The organism is Rhizobium sp. A37_96 (assembly GCF_053521765.1).
This window is the reverse complement of record NZ_JBNWDS010000014.1, coordinates 101,485-116,940: the sequence shown is the minus strand read 5'-3', so window position 1 is coordinate 116,940 and position 15,456 is coordinate 101,485. Positions and strand designations below refer to the sequence as shown.

At 60.5% G+C, this 15,456-nt stretch carries 21 protein-coding genes; 14 read left to right on the top strand and 7 right to left on the bottom strand.

Features of this window, described 5'->3' with window-relative positions; translation table 11 throughout:
* Window positions 1–22: 22 nt before the first annotated feature.
* On the bottom strand, window positions 23–295 hold the full coding sequence (locus tag ACQZ6J_RS27015; protein WP_163988390.1) for a DUF982 domain-containing protein: 273 nt from the start codon (window positions 293–295) through the stop codon (window positions 23–25).
* 161 nt (window positions 296–456) lie between these two features.
* Here ACQZ6J_RS27015 and ACQZ6J_RS27010 point away from each other — a divergent pair, with 161 nt between their 5' ends.
* Window positions 457–861, top strand: a complete 405-nt coding sequence (locus tag ACQZ6J_RS27010; RefSeq protein WP_449086385.1) for a response regulator — start codon at window positions 457–459, stop codon at window positions 859–861.
* A gap of 36 nt (window positions 862–897) precedes the next feature.
* On the opposite strand, the gene ACQZ6J_RS27005 is transcribed toward ACQZ6J_RS27010, so the two are convergent.
* On the bottom strand, window positions 898–1,557 hold the full coding sequence (locus ACQZ6J_RS27005) for a sigma-70 family RNA polymerase sigma factor (protein ID WP_449086384.1): 660 nt from the start codon (window positions 1,555–1,557) through the stop codon (window positions 898–900).
* 289 nt (window positions 1,558–1,846) lie between these two features.
* Between ACQZ6J_RS27005 and ACQZ6J_RS27000 the strand changes: the two genes are divergently transcribed.
* Together ACQZ6J_RS27000 and ACQZ6J_RS26995 are read left to right on the top strand one after the other, a co-directional pair.
* Window positions 1,847–3,019 (top strand): acetate/propionate family kinase, encoded by a 1,173-nt coding sequence (locus ACQZ6J_RS27000; protein ID WP_449086383.1) that lies wholly within the window; start codon window positions 1,847–1,849, stop codon window positions 3,017–3,019.
* Between the two features lie 19 nt (window positions 3,020–3,038).
* Complete coding sequence (locus ACQZ6J_RS26995) at window positions 3,039–5,414, top strand: phosphoketolase family protein (protein WP_163988385.1); 2,376 nt, start codon at window positions 3,039–3,041, stop codon at window positions 5,412–5,414.
* Between the two features lie 98 nt (window positions 5,415–5,512).
* On the opposite strand, the gene ACQZ6J_RS26990 is transcribed toward ACQZ6J_RS26995, so the two are convergent.
* The gene (locus tag ACQZ6J_RS26990) at window positions 5,513–5,974 is read right to left on the bottom strand and encodes a YbhB/YbcL family Raf kinase inhibitor-like protein (RefSeq protein WP_163988383.1); all 462 of its coding nucleotides are present in this window, start codon (window positions 5,972–5,974) and stop codon (window positions 5,513–5,515) included.
* Window positions 5,975–6,112: 138 nt separating this feature from the next.
* On the opposite strand from ACQZ6J_RS26990, the gene ACQZ6J_RS26985 reads away from it, so the two are divergent.
* Complete coding sequence (locus ACQZ6J_RS26985) at window positions 6,113–6,370, top strand: DUF2934 domain-containing protein (RefSeq protein WP_163988381.1); 258 nt, start codon at window positions 6,113–6,115, stop codon at window positions 6,368–6,370.
* A gap of 94 nt (window positions 6,371–6,464) precedes the next feature.
* Here ACQZ6J_RS26985 and ACQZ6J_RS26980 read toward each other — a convergent pair whose 3' ends face one another.
* On the bottom strand, window positions 6,465–6,803 hold the full coding sequence (locus ACQZ6J_RS26980; RefSeq protein WP_449086382.1) for a hypothetical protein: 339 nt from the start codon (window positions 6,801–6,803) through the stop codon (window positions 6,465–6,467).
* 271 nt (window positions 6,804–7,074) lie between these two features.
* On the opposite strand from ACQZ6J_RS26980, the gene ACQZ6J_RS26975 reads away from it, so the two are divergent.
* Window positions 7,075–7,398, top strand: a complete 324-nt coding sequence (locus tag ACQZ6J_RS26975; protein ID WP_163988377.1) for a hypothetical protein — start codon at window positions 7,075–7,077, stop codon at window positions 7,396–7,398.
* A gap of 76 nt (window positions 7,399–7,474) precedes the next feature.
* The gene (locus ACQZ6J_RS26970; protein ID WP_246725821.1) at window positions 7,475–7,750 is read left to right on the top strand and encodes a hypothetical protein; all 276 of its coding nucleotides are present in this window, start codon (window positions 7,475–7,477) and stop codon (window positions 7,748–7,750) included.
* Window positions 7,751–7,759: 9 nt separating this feature from the next.
* On the opposite strand, the gene ACQZ6J_RS26965 is transcribed toward ACQZ6J_RS26970, so the two are convergent.
* The 3 genes from ACQZ6J_RS26965 to ACQZ6J_RS26955 form a co-directional block, all read right to left on the bottom strand.
* On the bottom strand, window positions 7,760–7,903 hold the full coding sequence (locus ACQZ6J_RS26965) for a hypothetical protein (protein ID WP_449086381.1): 144 nt from the start codon (window positions 7,901–7,903) through the stop codon (window positions 7,760–7,762).
* A 13-nt stretch (window positions 7,904–7,916) separates the two neighbouring features.
* Window positions 7,917–8,174: a BON domain-containing protein gene (locus tag ACQZ6J_RS26960; RefSeq protein ID WP_449086426.1), complete on the bottom strand. Its 258-nt coding sequence runs from the start codon at window positions 8,172–8,174 to the stop codon at window positions 7,917–7,919.
* A 363-nt stretch (window positions 8,175–8,537) separates the two neighbouring features.
* On the bottom strand, window positions 8,538–9,266 hold the full coding sequence (locus ACQZ6J_RS26955; protein ID WP_449086380.1) for an MgtC/SapB family protein: 729 nt from the start codon (window positions 9,264–9,266) through the stop codon (window positions 8,538–8,540).
* A gap of 200 nt (window positions 9,267–9,466) precedes the next feature.
* On the opposite strand from ACQZ6J_RS26955, the gene ACQZ6J_RS26950 reads away from it, so the two are divergent.
* The 8 genes from ACQZ6J_RS26950 to ACQZ6J_RS26915 all read left to right on the top strand — a co-directional run bounded on the left by ACQZ6J_RS26950 (window position 9,467) and on the right by ACQZ6J_RS26915 (window position 15,417).
* Window positions 9,467–10,255, top strand: a complete 789-nt coding sequence (locus ACQZ6J_RS26950) for a metallophosphoesterase family protein (protein WP_449086379.1) — start codon at window positions 9,467–9,469, stop codon at window positions 10,253–10,255.
* Window positions 10,256–10,360: 105 nt separating this feature from the next.
* Window positions 10,361–10,945 carry a tyrosine phosphatase family protein gene (locus ACQZ6J_RS26945; RefSeq protein WP_449086378.1) on the top strand — a complete coding sequence of 195 codons (585 nt, stop codon included), beginning with the start codon at window positions 10,361–10,363 and terminating at the stop codon, window positions 10,943–10,945.
* A gap of 140 nt (window positions 10,946–11,085) precedes the next feature.
* A complete protein-coding gene (locus tag ACQZ6J_RS26940) occupies window positions 11,086–11,478 on the top strand; it encodes a hypothetical protein (protein WP_449086377.1) in 393 nt (130 codons plus the stop codon).
* A gap of 93 nt (window positions 11,479–11,571) precedes the next feature.
* Complete coding sequence (locus ACQZ6J_RS26935; protein ID WP_246725820.1) at window positions 11,572–11,799, top strand: hypothetical protein; 228 nt, start codon at window positions 11,572–11,574, stop codon at window positions 11,797–11,799.
* Window positions 11,796–13,238, top strand: a complete 1,443-nt coding sequence (locus ACQZ6J_RS26930) for a TolC family protein (protein ID WP_449086376.1) — start codon at window positions 11,796–11,798, stop codon at window positions 13,236–13,238. The genes ACQZ6J_RS26935 and ACQZ6J_RS26930 overlap by 4 nt, the downstream gene beginning before the upstream one ends.
* Window positions 13,239–13,251: 13 nt before the next feature.
* Window positions 13,252–14,598: a multicopper oxidase family protein gene (locus ACQZ6J_RS26925; RefSeq protein WP_449086375.1), complete on the top strand. Its 1,347-nt coding sequence runs from the start codon at window positions 13,252–13,254 to the stop codon at window positions 14,596–14,598.
* A gap of 28 nt (window positions 14,599–14,626) precedes the next feature.
* Window positions 14,627–15,106 carry a cupredoxin domain-containing protein gene (locus tag ACQZ6J_RS26920; RefSeq protein ID WP_449086374.1) on the top strand — a complete coding sequence of 160 codons (480 nt, stop codon included), beginning with the start codon at window positions 14,627–14,629 and terminating at the stop codon, window positions 15,104–15,106.
* 26 nt (window positions 15,107–15,132) lie between these two features.
* On the top strand, window positions 15,133–15,417 hold the full coding sequence (locus ACQZ6J_RS26915) for a copper-binding protein (RefSeq protein ID WP_449086373.1): 285 nt from the start codon (window positions 15,133–15,135) through the stop codon (window positions 15,415–15,417).
* Window positions 15,418–15,456: the final 39 nt, after the last annotated feature.

The window sequence follows — 15,456 nt, the reverse complement described above, 5'->3', positions numbered from 1 at the left end:
CAGCATGCAGCGGCTTTCAGGGTCAATAGCCCTTCATCGACATCAGCCGCGCATCCAGACAGGCAGTCACAAATGCCTCTCTGGAGGCTTCGACCGGAATTCTGTGCGAAACGGCAGCGATGCATCTCTCCTTCGCGTGAGCATATGACACGCCCTTTTCGCCCGGCCATCGCCGCGACAGGAAATAGATCGCGTCTTCCGGCCCTTGAACGGCGTGGATATCCCGACTTCCCGTCCCCAGTCGAACCGGCGCTGTCCAGAGAATTTTGAATTCGACATCGATGACGTCGCGCATTTGATTCTCCCATGCCGCAGAGACTGCCACTCCCGCTATGACCGAACACGGCGCGACGGCGATTGTTCCCGATGCCGGCGGAAACCGCAAAGGCCGGCCGCGCTTCCGTTCTTGCGGTTCACTTCCGGTTCACGCGCTGCCGCCTATAACGAGGCCCAACCATGGACCGATGGATGCCTAGCTCAACGAATCCCTTCAGCCGGATGTTATCGGGTAAGCGGCTTTTGATCGTGGAGGACGGATATTTCCTCGCCGACGAAGTGCGCCGAAAATTGCAGATCCTCGGCGCCACCGTCATCGGCCCCGTCAGCGATATCGAACATGCGGCGGACCTGGTCGAGGCAGACGAAGCGGATGCTGCGATCCTGGATCTGCATCTCGCGGCAGAGCGCGCGTTCGCCCTCGTGGAGCGGCTCGAGAAACGGAAGTTTCCCTACATCTTCGCGATCGGTCGGGAGCATCAGGGTATCGCCACGGGATTTTCCGGTTTTGTGCTGTGCGAACGACCGGCCGCAATCGAGCATATCGCCGAGGCGCTGTTCGGCGGCCGAAAGCGGGATATTTAGAAGAGCGCCCGAGGACGACGAAGGCTACAGGCGCCGTCACCGGACCTCTTCGTCAAGCCGGGCGGCCAATTGCTGACGGGCACGATTGACCCGACTTTTGACGGTGCCGATTGCACAGCCGAATTTTTCCGCAGCATCGTCATAGGAGCGGCCTTCTATGACGACGTATTCGAGCACGACCCGGTAATGCTCCGGCAGCAGATCGCAGGCTTGCTGAAGCTCCTTCGCCCTGATGGTCCATTCCTGCGATGGTGGAGCGACCCCCTCTCCCGAGATGCATTTCTTGTTGCCGGGCGCCTCCCGCTTCGCAATGCGGAACCTCGTGCAGAACGTATTGCGCATGATCGTGAACAGCCAGGATTTCAGCCGGGTTCCGCGATCGAATTGGTTGAGGTTGGCCAGCGCTTTCGCCAGCGTCTCCTGGACCAAGTCATCGGCATCGTTGGCGTTTCTGTGGAAGGTGCGCGCGAAGGCGCGAAGGGCCGGAATGAGGTCCACTATTTCAGACTGCAGACCGGCTGATCGTGGCATATCGTTCACAACTTTTCTCCTTGGGAAAACGGCGAGGGTGCCTTCCCAGCGGCGTTGGCTTTCAACGCCTGGTCCGCCTGTCGCCGAAGAAAGCCACCGTTGATCGTGATTTGAACAGACATCGTCATTCCGAGCGTCGCGATACGTTCTCGCGATGCCTCGCATTGACCTTCCGGTCGCAGATTGCTCGTTGCATTGCGGGGGGAACGGCTGCCTACCGTGCTTGTTCCCTGCAGTTCACAAAAATCGCAAAATGCCGCAGTCGGGCGGCAGGGGCGATGCGAGTGTCCGATCCTACGCAGCCCAAAAGGACCCTGATCGCCCGCAAAACGCCTGCCCGCGGCCGGTGAAACCGATGCCAGCGATAAAGAGTCGCACGAGACCGTCTTCGCGGTTGCCTCTGCCTGCGAATGCACTAACTTGCGGTAGTCGAAACCCGTAGTCCGAGGCTGACATGACCGATGATGTCTTGCTGACATTCAATGCCGGATCCTCGACCTTGAAAATCGGGATCTTCGAGCTGAAGTCCGGCCTGGCAAGAAATGTCGGTCGGGGGAAGATCGATTTCGACCAAAGCCCGCTGAAGCTTCGCTATTCCGTCGGGCAGGACAGATATGAAAAGACGGTCAAGGGCGACAATGACGCGAATTTCGTCGCCGTCATATCCGAAACCCTGGAGCATATGCTCGCGCATCTTCCAGGCAGATTGCGCGCTGTAGCCCATCGCGTCGTGCATGGCGGCATGGTCTTTCACGAGGCGACGCTGCTGGACGATGCCGCGATCGGGCGGATCGAGGCGCTCGTTCCGCTTGCCCCGCTGCATCAGCCGCAGGCCCTGCGCGTCATCCGGTCGATCGAAACGCTTCGGCCGGAGGTCCGGCAAGCCGCTTCCTTCGACACGGCTTTCCATTCGTCGCAAGCCGACGTCGTGCGACGGCTGGCAATCCCGCGCGGCATGCACGACGACGGCGTACGCCGCTACGGCTTTCACGGCCTCTCCTACAAATATATCGCCTCACGGCTTCGAAAGATCGATCCGGCTGTCGCCGGAGGCAAGGTCATCGCATGCCATCTCGGCAGCGGCGCCAGCCTGTGCGCGATGGAAAATGGTATCAGCCGGGACACGAGCATGGGTTTCTCGGCGCTCGACGGAATTCCGATGGCAACCCGCCCCGGATGGCTGGACCCCGGCGCCCTGCTCTATCTCATGAGACGCGGAATGCGGCAGCCCGAAACCATAGAGGACTTCCTCTATCATGAATGCGGCCTGCTTGGCGTCTCGGGCATCAGTGGCGACACGCGGGTTTTGCTCGAAGACAAACGGCCGGAAGCGGAAGAGGCCATAGACCTGTTTTGTCTGCGCATCGCCGGCGAGATCGGCCGGTTGAGCATGACGATCGGCGGCCTCGACGCTCTCGTCTTTACCGCGGGGATCGGTGAAAACCAGCCGCAGATCAGGACCCGCGTCGCAAAGAGGTTGCAATGGTTGGGTATCGAGATCGATGAAGACGCGAACGGGAGCAGTTTGACCTCGATCAACGCGGCATCCAGCAATGCCAAGCTATTTGTAATTCCAACCGATGAGGAACAGGTGATTGCCGACGAGGCTATGGCTCTCATCATGTGACGAAAACGAGGAGACGGAAATGAACGCAGTCACCACACCGCTTTCGCCAGAAGAACTCTCTCTGATCGACCGCTACTGGAGGGCAGCCAACTATCTGTCCGTCGGCCAGATCTACTTGATGGAGAATCCGCTGCTGCGCGAACCGCTGAAGCCGGAACACATCAAGCCGAGACTGCTGGGGCATTGGGGAACGACACCGGGGCTGAACTTCATCTATGCCCACCTGAACCGCGTCATCAAGGCGCGCGACCTCGACATCATCTATATGTGCGGCCCCGGCCACGGCGGTCCCGGCATGGTGGCCAACACCTACCTCGAAGGCACCTACAGCGAAATCTATCCGGACATATCCGAGACGACGAGCGGACTGCAAAAGCTGTTCAAGCAGTTTTCCTTCCCCGGCGGTATTCCAAGCCATGCCGCCCCGGAAACGCCCGGCTCCATTCACGAGGGCGGCGAACTCGGCTATGCGCTCGTGCACGCCTATGGCGCCGCTTTCGACAATCCCGATCTCGTCGTTGCCTGCGTCGTCGGTGACGGCGAAGCCGAAACCGGCCCACTGGCGGCAAGCTGGCATTCCAACAAGTTTCTCAATCCGACGCGGGATGGCGCAGTGCTGCCGATCCTCCACCTCAACGGCTACAAGATCGCCAATCCGACAATCCTCGGGCGGTCGAGCGACGAGGACCTGCGCGACCTGTTCTCGGGCTATGGCTATGAGCCGTTCTTCGTCGAAGGACATGAGCCGGCCGCGATGCATCAGGCGATGGCCGATACGTTCGACCGGGTATTCGACCGCATCCGCGGCATACAACGGAACGCACGGGAAAACGCATCGTCCGATGGGATGCCGCGTTGGCCGATGATCATTCTGCGCAGCCCGAAAGGCTGGACCGGACCGAAGGAGGTCGACGGCAAGAAGGTGGAAGGATTCTGGCGGGCGCATCAGGTGCCGGTCGCCAATTGCCGCGGCGACGAGGGTCATCGCAAGATCCTGGAAGACTGGATGCGCAGCTACGACCCGGACGATCTCTTCGACGGTGACGGCCGTCTCAAGGCTGAATTGAGCGCGCTTGCGCCGCAAGGCGAAAGGCGCATGGGCGCCAATCCGCACGCCAATGGCGGCCTGCTGCGCAAGGAACTATTGGTCCCCTCCATTCATGACTATGCCGTCGAGATCGGCGAGCGCGGCAGCAAGCAGGTGCAATCGACCGAGATCCTCGGCCATTACCTGCGGGACACGCTAAAACTCAACGATGCCTCGCAGAATTTCCGTATTTTCGGCCCGGACGAGACCGAATCGAACCGGCTCGGCAGCGTCTTCGAGGCCACGGATCGGGTCTGGATGGAAGAGATCGAGGACTATGACGTCCATCTGGCCCGCGATGGGCGCGTCATGGAGGTCCTGAGCGAGCACCTGTGCCAGGGCTGGCTGGAAGGCTACCTTCTGACCGGCCGTCACGGGCTCTTTTCGTGCTACGAGGCCTTCATCCACATCGTCGACTCGATGTTCAACCAGCACGCCAAATGGCTGAAGGTTTCGCGGGAACTGGAATGGCGCAAGCCGATCTCGTCGCTGAACTACCTGCTGACGTCCCACGTCTGGCGGCAGGACCACAACGGCTTTTCGCATCAGGATCCAGGCTTCGTCGATCTCGTCGCCAACAAGAGGGCCGACGTGGTGCGCATCTACCTGCCGCCGGACGCCAACACGTTGCTATGGGTCGGCGATCATTGCCTGCGCACCTACGACCGGGTCAACGTCATCGTTGCCGGCAAGCAGCCGGAATCTCAGTGGCTCAGCATGGACGAGGCGATCGCCCATTGTAAGGCCGGCGCCGGCATCTGGGACTGGGCAAGCTACGAGGACAACACGATTGCCCCCGACGTCGTCATGGCCTGCGCCGGCGACGTCCCGACCATGGAGACGCTGGCTGCCGTCATGCTGCTGCACGAGGCGATCCCGGACCTGAAGATCCGCACGGTGAACGTAGTCGATCTTCTCGCCCTCCAGGATCCCGCGCAGCATCCGCACGGCCTCGATCACCAGGCATTCGACCAGATCTTCACCACGGACAGACCGGTGATCTTCGCCTATCACGGCTATCCCTACCTGATCCATCGGCTGACCTACCGCCGGACCAATCACGACAACATCCATGTGCGGGGATTCATCGAGGAAGGCACGACGACGACGCCGTTCGACATGACCGTTCTCAACGAGCTCGATCGCTATCATCTTGCACTGGAGGCGATCGATCGCGTGCCGGGCCTGGCGGAAAAAGTTCCCGACGTCATAAACGCGCTCAAGGCAAAGCTCATCAAGCATCATGACTATGTCCGGCGTTACGGGGAGGATATGCCGGAAATCAGCGATTGGCGGTGGAAGCGATAGAGCACTCCGTCATCTGAAGCCGGCTTCGGCCGTCTTCGCTAGGTGGCGAAGCGACCGGTGTTTTCAAGCACCGGTCGCTTCTGCGTATCAACAGCGGTCTATGCCTGATAGGTGCCGGTGAGGCTTGCCTCGGCCAACATGTGTTTTTTCACCTTCTGCCACATTGCCTCGGCTCCGGCGGCTTCGGGAAGCGTGACCCTCGGCACATCGAGAGCGGCGAGCCGGAAGATATAGCGATGAGGAGGATCACCGCTTGGCGGCTGCGGACCGTCGTAGCGGGCATTGCCGAAATCGTTCTTGTAAAAGCGAAGCGCCTGCTCCTGCGTTGTATCGATGCTCTCGGCCAGGCCGCCCCATTGCGCGGGAATATTGGCGATGCCGCAATGGCGGAACGTGCCGCTGGGCGCATCGGGATCCTCGATAATCAGGGCAAAGCTCTGGGTTTTATCGGGAGCGCCGCCCCAGGCCAGCGGCGGGAATATGTTTTCGCCGTCCAGCGCGTATTTGCTCGGAATCGGTTCGTCTTCAGCAAAGACCTTGCTGATCAACGTCAAAGCCATCAGGTCCTCCTTTCTGTCGTGGATTCATGCGTTTGTGAAGTTCGGAACGTAAGGTGCAACCCGTCAGCACCATTATTGTTCCGCGCGGGGAACATTCGCGCTTACCCGCAGTTCGAAACGTCCACGAAGGAGGAAAAAATGACGGATGAACGGTTCGAGTGGATCAGCAAGCGGTCCTACGCCATTTGGGAAGCGGCCGGGCGCCCTTGGGGATGCAGCCAGCATCATTGGGAGCAGGCCGCCAAGGAACGTGAGATCATGGAGCGAACGCGGGCATCCGTCGATGGCAAGGAGGTGCTCGTAAAGCTGCACCAGAAAACGACGATGCATCGACCCGAGAATGACGCACGCGAAGCCGAAAGAGACGATGGCCCCAACGGCCGTCACGTCGGATAGCGTGCGCTCGCAATCAGCTCCCGCCGAGAAAAATAGGCCTGCCTTCCCCGATAAGCATCCGGATGCGTGATGGCAGCGCTCAAAAGTTGCCTGCCTAATTCTGGGTTCCGTCGCGGCTAGGCTGGGCTGGCGTGCTCTTCGCGCCCTGCTGATTGTTCTCCGATCGATCCGTTGGTGCCGGCTGGGCCGATTGGCCGGCGGGCGGGGTATTGTCGATCGTGGCGCCCTGCGGCTGCCCGGAAGAGGAACTGATGGTCGGCGCCGGATTTTGCGAGCCGTTCGGCTCGATATAGCGGCCCCACACTTCGACGCCGACCCAAACGATTGCGGCCAGAACCAGCGCGGTAACCAGGATCGCGAATAGATGCGTGCCGCGTATGCCCTGGCGGGCTTCGGTCGCAGAAAGCGGCTTCTTTGGTTCCTGGGGTGCCATTGCAAGCCTCCGTTCGTTGCAAAACTGATACCCGTCTAACCAGAAGGTTTGCAGATGGTTCCCTGGCCCGGCGTCCGCGGCTGGCTGCCTCAAGCCGGAACAATGCGCGCCTAGGGGCGTTAGCCCCATGAGGTTGCAGTTCGTGCCAAGCGGACGCGATGGTGCTGAAGAATATGGAGATTTTTCCGCTTTCTCTCCATAGCCAACGAAACGGCAGACGAGCTTCCTATCCATCCGATCTGCAGCCTTCCAACGTCAAAGGAGATGAAAGATGGAGGAGAAACTGAAGCTTTACCGCCTGGTTCCGATAGCGGCTGACGACGATCCCAACTGGCTGGGCGCCAAATCCCATGCCGAGGTCCTCGTTGCCGCCCGCACGACCGGCGATGCCCGTATCGTGGCCGCCGAAAGGGAGCTGGATTTCATGGACGTCGATGCGGCGCCGGCGGAAGACAAGACGACGAAGATGGCAAGCGTCTTTCGCAACGAGAAGCTCTATACCGTCATCGAGGTGAACAATGGCAAGGACTATCATGAACGTGGGGTCGTCGAGGGCTCCATCGGCGTCGACACGATCATTTCGACGCAGGTTTGACGGGTCGCGCCTATTCAAGAGCCGGACCTTGTCCGCATGCCGCCGCATCCTGCTAATGGCGGCGACAGTGGCCGCCATGTCATCATCCCCCGCCTTCGCACAGCAGGCGTCAAGCGACGACCGGTGCAAAGCCGCCGATACCGATCGGCAGACGGACAACAGGCAGGCGGACAATCGACAGACAGCCCCAACGCCGGACGGCAATTCAGGGAAAAAGCTGTCGGATTGCGCCGGCGTGCTCAAGCCACCGGCGGTCGGCGACAGCCAAATGGAAAAGCCCGCTCCCAAGGTCGGCAGGACGCCTGTGATCAAGCCAGGCGATCCGCGGAACAACCAGCAGCCCAGCAAATGAGGTCCGTCGTTACGGTTTCGGTTCCGGTTGTTGGATCGGACCGCTGGGAACGGTCGAATCCCTGCTGTCGCCAGAGGTAAACGGCTTGATGACGAGGATGGCGAGGATCGATCCGACCATCACGCAGAAGACGACGATCATCAACGTGCGCATCCCGACGTTCCCCCTACCGCGCGTTCCGGACAACAAGATTGCTGTCATGCCCGACGATCCCGCCTGTCTGCCGGAAGATCGCCTCGGCACGCTGCTTTGCTTCGTGATTTTCGACGGATCCTTCGACAACAACACGTCCGCAGCTGACGGTGACGAAGATGCCGACGGCATCCAGCAGCCCATCGGCTTCCAATCTGCTTTCGATTTCCGCACGGATTTCGGTATCGGCCCTTTGGTGTTTCGGCGCCCGAGGCTCCTCGGTAACTGACATCGCCGACAATTCCCTATCGTCAAATTGCCGCGGTCCGGAGCCTGTCTTCCTTCCCTTGAAGTAAACTTCGTCAACGTCCCGTCTGCGGCGCCGATCGTTTTCAGCCGAATCCTCGCAGCGCGCATCATCCGTCACCGGTTGAGGTCGGCTCTCCCGGGTCGCCGGCATCGCTGTCGCCAATTCCGGCGCGACATCTCCGGAACCACCGGCCGCCTGATCGAGGGCCTGCAAAGTGCGGATAGCGCCAGCTTTCCGAGGATCCCGCACCGTCTTCGGGTTCTTGATCTCGTTCATCATCTTCTCCTTGCTCGATCAGGGAAGAACCTTTGCAGCCGAGGAATGTTCCTGTCCCGGGATCCACCTTCACGCCCCTGTCGTCAGCATTTCGAAGGATACGACCTTGTGATGCTCCTGAAGAATGGTCAGCAGCTGCGCCCCGCCGCCATCGGAGCCCGCGCGCCTCCATCGTACCTCGTAGGAAATATGAGCCGTCGCCTCGGTCGAACCGGTTGTCCTGCCAACGAAGGCGAAGGCATATCCAAGCGGTTCGAGCGCCGCTTCCGTGCCGGCGACGGCTACAGCCGCGTCGCGGGGAAGCTCGATGACGAGACGCGCCTTCTGTCTGCGCGCTATCAGCGTGTCGAACCATTTGAGAGGCGACAGCACGACAAAGGCGATGACGGCGCCGGCCGAACCGACAATCAGCTGTCCTCCACCAATGCAAAGGCCGATCGCGGTCATGATCCACAAGGTCGCCGCCGTGGTCACGCCGGTGACGAGATCGCCCCGCTTGAGAATGGCGCCGCCACCGATGAAGCCGACCCCGGTCAGCACACCCAGCGGAAAACGCAGCACATCCATCGAAGCGAAGGATTGCGATGTCCTGCCCAAGGTAGAGAGCAGCAGATTCGCCTGGATCATCATCAGGCATGCCGCCAATCCGACAAGGATCGTCGTGCGAAAACCGGCCGCATGGCCGCCGATTTCGCGGTTGATACCAATCAGCGCCCCGGCAGCGATCGCCAATGATAGCCGAACGACGATATCGAGCCAGCTTGGGTCCAGGGGCATATTATCCATCAGATTTGGCACGGCATCCTCCCGCAGGGATCGCTCACGACAATCTCTTCGGTGACAACCGTGCTGCGTGCTTTTCGTTCCACTCGAGGACCACCCTCATCCCCGGCAACACGCTGACGCGGAAATAACTTGCATACTTCGGCGTGTATCGAAGCATCGGCACGGATTGTCGCACTAGGGTAGGATCAGAGTTACTGCCACGGGATCCATCAATGACGAAAACTATTCTCGCCCATTTCACCGATACCCATCTCAGCCAGCGACTGGTCGCCAGGAACGAAATGGCCGGCGACAGGATGGGCTACGAGGAAATGCCGGGAGAACACGAAAATCATCTGCGAACGGTTCTCGACGACATCGCAAGCAAGGGTATTTCCCATGTCGTTTTCGGCGGCGATATCGGTACGCCGCAATCCGCCGCCGGCTTCTTCGAGCTTCTGCATGGCTACCGTTTCGAACTGTCGGTCATCCTCGGCAATCACGATACGCTTGGCAATGTCGCCGCGCATCACAGCGTCGATGGAACCGCTGTGGATGGAAAGCTGTGTTTCTCACACGACGATGGGCATCTGAAACGCATCTTCCTCGACAGCTCCGCCAACGAGCTTGGCGAGCGCCAGCGCGCCTGGCTTGGCCGCGAGCTCGAAGACGCAAAGCGCGCCGCGATCTTCGTGCATCACCCGATCCTGGCGCTCGACACGCCCGTCGACCGAACCGGCGCAGCCCTGCGGGACCGGAATGAGGTCAGGTCGCTTCTGATCAATACAGGCTGCGATATATCGCTGTTCAGCGGCCACTACCACATGATCGACGAAGCGCAGGAGGCGAATGTCCGGCAATATGTCACACCCGCCGTTTCCTATCAGATCGTCAAGCAATCCGAACGTCTGCAAGCCGATACCCAGACATTCGGCTATCGCATTCTGGAGATACACGACGAAGAGATCCGCACGCAGGTCGTGCTGTTTACAGCGGCACAGGCAGGTGCACCTGTTATCTGAGGCGGCTCAATGACCACATACGGGAAAAGCACTTCCACTTAGGGACGATCACACTATATCCTGCCGAGATATCTGGGAATCGCGACGTGATTTGAGGAATGCGAAATGGGCGTGCTTTTTTCTCCGGAACTGACGGTTTGTGGCATCGAGGAACTACCGAACCAGCGCGCTCGAAACGTTACGCATGTGCTATCCCTGCTTGATCCCGAGCATCCCGATCTGGACGTGTTTCATTCCTATGGCGGGCATCATCGCACGACATTGCGCTTCCACGACATCATAGACGCCGCTCAGGGACGCGTGATGCCGCAACCGGAACATCTCGAAGAAATTCTGAAATTCGGCTCCGAGTTCCACGCACAACAAGACGCGCAAGCCTCGAGCCATCTGCTAGTGCATTGCCATATGGGCGTATCACGCTCGACTGCGGCCATGCTTTCGCTGATGGCACAGGCAAATCCGGATGAAGCCGGCGAAAGCCTGTTCACCCGCCTGGTTGCCATCCGCCCGCAGGCATGGCCGAACTCGCAGATGATCGGCTTTGCCGACGAGCAGCTCGGCAGGAACGGCGACTTGAAAGCCGCGCTCGCACGCCACTATGCCCGGCAGATCAAGGCACGCCCGGAGTTCGTGGAATGGATGACGAGCCTCGGCCGGGAGGCCGAGCTGAGGATGGCGAGCATCGGCTGAGGAACGCCTTCGATGATGTCGGCCATCTTCGTCGAGCTGACTAGGGGCGCGCCGTCCGCAGTGCTTCCTCACGCAAACGATACCGGATACGATACAAATTCCCGTTGAACCGGATTGGCTTTGGTTGTACCTCTCGCCCCATGGGTAAAGCCTATCGAATCGCACTGAGCAGATTGCTCCTTCTTGTGCGGCTGGCGATCGTCGTATCGCTGGCGGGCTATACGCTGCCCAACGCAAACGCAGCCATGCATGGGTCTGCGTTTCCCGAGGCCCGCGCCGAAAGGCAGAGCGACCACGGCAATCATCATGTGACGCGGGCCGATGCAGCCGACAACCACCATAGCGGTGCGTCCGATCCCATGAAGGGCAAGGTCGCCAAGCAGGAATGTTGCAAGGATTTCTGTATCGGCTTCGGCATCATCTGCGATGGCCACGATGTCGGCGGATTTACCGTGTCCTCCATCCGCCAGTTCATTGACGACCGGCACACGCCTGGCGAAAAGCCCAATCTCGATCGCCCACCGAACATCTGATTAGGATTTACCCGTATTTGACGGGTTCGCATGGCTTTTGTCGGGATTTTCCCGGCGAGCGCCATTGGCAATCTCCTATTCGGATTTCTAAAGATGAAACCCTCCATAGTCGTGGTGGGGCTGCCCCTGCTCGTGGGCAGCTGCGCATCCACTTTTCCTCCTGACGTCGTCGCGTCATCGGATATCGAACAGACGCGTTCTGTCGTTCCCCTCCAATATACTTCCCCTTTGTCGGGCTATGTGCCGCGCAAGCCGGTCGATCCCAAGCCCTGGCGACAACAGAACGATCGGCAGTCTCCAGCCAAGGGAGATGCCTCATGATCGCCATTCGAAAATTGGCAACGGCTGCGGTATTTCCGATCGTTCTCGGTGGCTGCGTCAGCAGTGCCGACTATGCCGGAAAGGAAGCCGGCTTTGCCACCGTGTCCGCGACGACCGGATCGGCGATCGCGAAGGATACCGCCTGGGTTCAAAACCGGCAGCAGGCGAAGTCGCTATCCTCACAGGTCAAGACGCTGCTTTCCCGCGGAAAGACACTTGATGTCGAGACGGCCGTCCAGGTCGCGCTCCTCAACAACAAGGGCCTTCAGGCCGCCTATGCCGATCTCAGCGACAGCGCCGCCACTGCATGGCAGACGACCATGCTGCCCAATCCGCAGGCCTCCATCGGCCTGAACGGCATCGGCACACCCGCGCTTGAAGCATTCAGGACGGTCGAGGGGGCGATCACGGCCAACCTCCTCTCCCTCATGACCAAGAAGCGCGATGTCGCGCTTGCCGATACGCGTTTCCGGCAGGCGCAGCTCAATGCGGCGGTCGCGACGCTTCGTCTCGCCGCCGATACGCGCCGTGCCTGGATCACCGCGGTAGCGGCCAACGAGAATGTTGCCCAGCTCCAGAGCGCCCAGATTGCCGCCGATGCGGCCTCGGAACTCGCGGAGAAGCTGGGTGAAACAGGGGCTATGGCGAAAGGCGCACAGGCGCGCGAGCATGCCTTTGCGGCCGAACTTGCCGCTGAAACCGCCAAGGCACGGCTGGCAGCCCGGCTCGCCAGGGAGAGCCTGACGCGGCTCCTGGGACTATGGGGTTCGGACGTGGACTACCGGATACCGGACCGGCTGCCATCTCTGCCAAAGACGATAGCAAAGCGCGACACCATCGAGGCGGACGCACTTCGCAATCGCATCGATCTGAAGGTTGCAAGGCTGGAACTGGAGGCATCCGCTCGCTCCTACGGCCTGACGGAAGCGACCCGCTACGTCACGGACCTGGAGCTCATGACCGGGCTCGAGGCAGAGCGCAGCCGCGAGGACGGCACGAAGAAGACCGACTTCGCAGCATCAGCGGAAATCAGCTTTGCCATCCCGATTTTCGACACTGGCAGGGCGCGCATGAGAAAAGCCGAACTGGCGTACATGCGCTCGGCCAATCTGCTTGCCGAAAAGGCCGTGAACATCCGCTCGGAAGCACGCTCGGCCTATGAAGCCTATCGCTCCAGCCTCGATATCGCGCGCCACTGTCGCAACAATATCGTGCCGCTGCGCGCTCGCGTCGAGGAGCAGTCGCTGCTGACCTACAATGGCATGATCACGAACACCTTCGAGCTGCTGACCGACACTCGCGAGAAAATCAACGCCATCCTGCTGTCGGTCAACGCCAAGCGTGATTTCTGGCTCGCGGAAGCCAATCTCGCGCCTGCCATCTACGGCGGCGGCTCCTCCGGATCTCCAGAAGCCGCAGCAACCGGCTCCGACGAGTAGAAAGGAAATTTCGATGTTCAACAGAAGACAGCTCTTCGGCGCGGGCGCAGCCATGCTCGCCGCCGGAGCATGGACCAAGACATCCGCCATGGGCCTGCCCGAGGCGCCCTCCATGACCTCGGCCGATATGCAGCCGCCCGTCCATCCGACGTCGGGACCGGATTATCAACCGGTCGTCACGCTCAACGGCTGGACCCTGCCCCACCGCATGAACAACGGCGTCAAGGAGTTCCATCTCGTTGCCGAGCCGGTCGAGCGGGAAATGGCCGAGGGTATGACGGCCTATCTCTGGGGCTACAACGGCCAGTCGCCCGGCCCGACGATCGAAGCCGTCGAGGGTGATCGGGTGCGGATCTTCGTCACCAACAAGCTGCCCGAGCACACGACCGTCCACTGGCACGGCATGATCCTGCCGTCGGGCATGGACGGCGTCGGCGGCCTCAGCCAGCCGCACATCCCGGTCGGCAAGACGTTCGTCTACGAGTTCGATCTCGTGAAATCGGGCACCTTCATGTACCATCCGCATTCGGACGAGATGGTGCAGATGGCGATGGGCATGATGGGCTTCTTCGTCGTCCACCCCAAGGATCCGACGTTCATGCGGGTCGACCGCGATTTCGTCTTCCTGCTCAATGCCTACGACATCGATCCCGGCTCCTACGTGCCTCGCGTCATGGAAATGACCGACTTCAACATATGGTGCTGGAACAGCCGCGTCTTCCCCGGCATCACTCCGCTCGTCGTTTCGAAAAACGACCGGGTGCGGGTGCGCGTCGGCAACCTGACGATGACCAACCATCCGGTCCACATGCATGGCTACGACTTCGAGGTGACCTGCACCGACGGCGGCTGGGTTCGGCCCGAGGCGCGCTGGCCCGAGGTCAGCGTCGACATCCCCGTCGGCGCCATGCGGGCCTATGAATTCGACGCGAAACATGAGGGCGACTGGGCGATCCATTGCCACAAGTCGCACCACACGATGAACGCCATGGGGCACGACATCCCGACCTTCATCGGCGCCGACAAATCGAAGCTCGCCGCCACGATCCGCAAGGTGCAGCCGGATTACATGCCCATGGGCACCAGGGGCATGGCCGACATGGGCGAAATGGAAATGCCCATACCCGAGAACACCGTCCCCATGATGACCGGTTGGGGGCCGCACGGCCCGATCGAAATGGGCGGCATGTTCTCGGTCGTGAAAGTCCGCGAGGGCATCTCCGCGGGCGATTACGCCGATCCCGGCTGGTACGCGAACCCGCCGGGAACGCAGGCCTGGGAATGGACTGGCGAGATGCCGGAGCAGACCAGAGCGAATGATGCCCAAACCCGGATTACCCCCAAACCGACCAAAGAATGACAACCAGCAACCTCAAAGGATTTCAAAAATGAAGAGACTCGCAATCGCAATCCTGCTCGCCGCACTCGCCGGCCCCGCCTACGCATCGGGAAGCCACGCCGGTGGCCATGACGAAAAGCTCGCCGTCGGCGAACCCGGCGACAAGGCCAAGGCGACGCAGACGATCCGCGTGACCATGAAGGAAACCGAAGACGGCAGGATGCTTTTCCAGCCGGCCCTCATCAAGGTCCGTAAAGGACAAACGGTGAAGATCGCGCTCAGGAACGCCGGCCAAACCGACCACGAATTCGTGCTCGACCGGGAAGACAAGATCCTCGAGCACAAGGCTGTCATGGCGAAGTTTCCGGAAATGGAACATGCCGACGCCAACTCGATCCGCCTCGCCGCCGGCGAATCCGGCGAGATCGTCTGGAAGTTCACCAACGACGGCGAGTTCAAATTCGCCTGCCTCATCCCCGGTCACTACGAAGCCGGCATGCATGGCGACGTGTCCGTGGCAGCCAATTGAGACCTCGAATATCAGGAGAAACCAGCATGAAAAATCTCACTAGAATCGCCCTTGTCACCGTATTGGCCATCGCCGCCGCCGCAGGCGCCCACGCGCAGGAGTTCACCAAAGGCGTGGTCGACAAGATCGATGCCAAGACGAACAAGGTGACGATCAAGCACGAAGCACTGAAAAACCTCGACATGCCGGCCATGACGATGGTGTTCCGCATAGAAGACCCCGCCATCCGCGCCAAATTGAAAGAAGGCGCCAGCATCGAGTTCGTTGCCGAAAGAGTGAACGGCAAGCTGACGGTAACGCAGGTGAAATAGCCGATTGCAGCCGGGCCCTACGTCGGGGCCCGGCTTGCC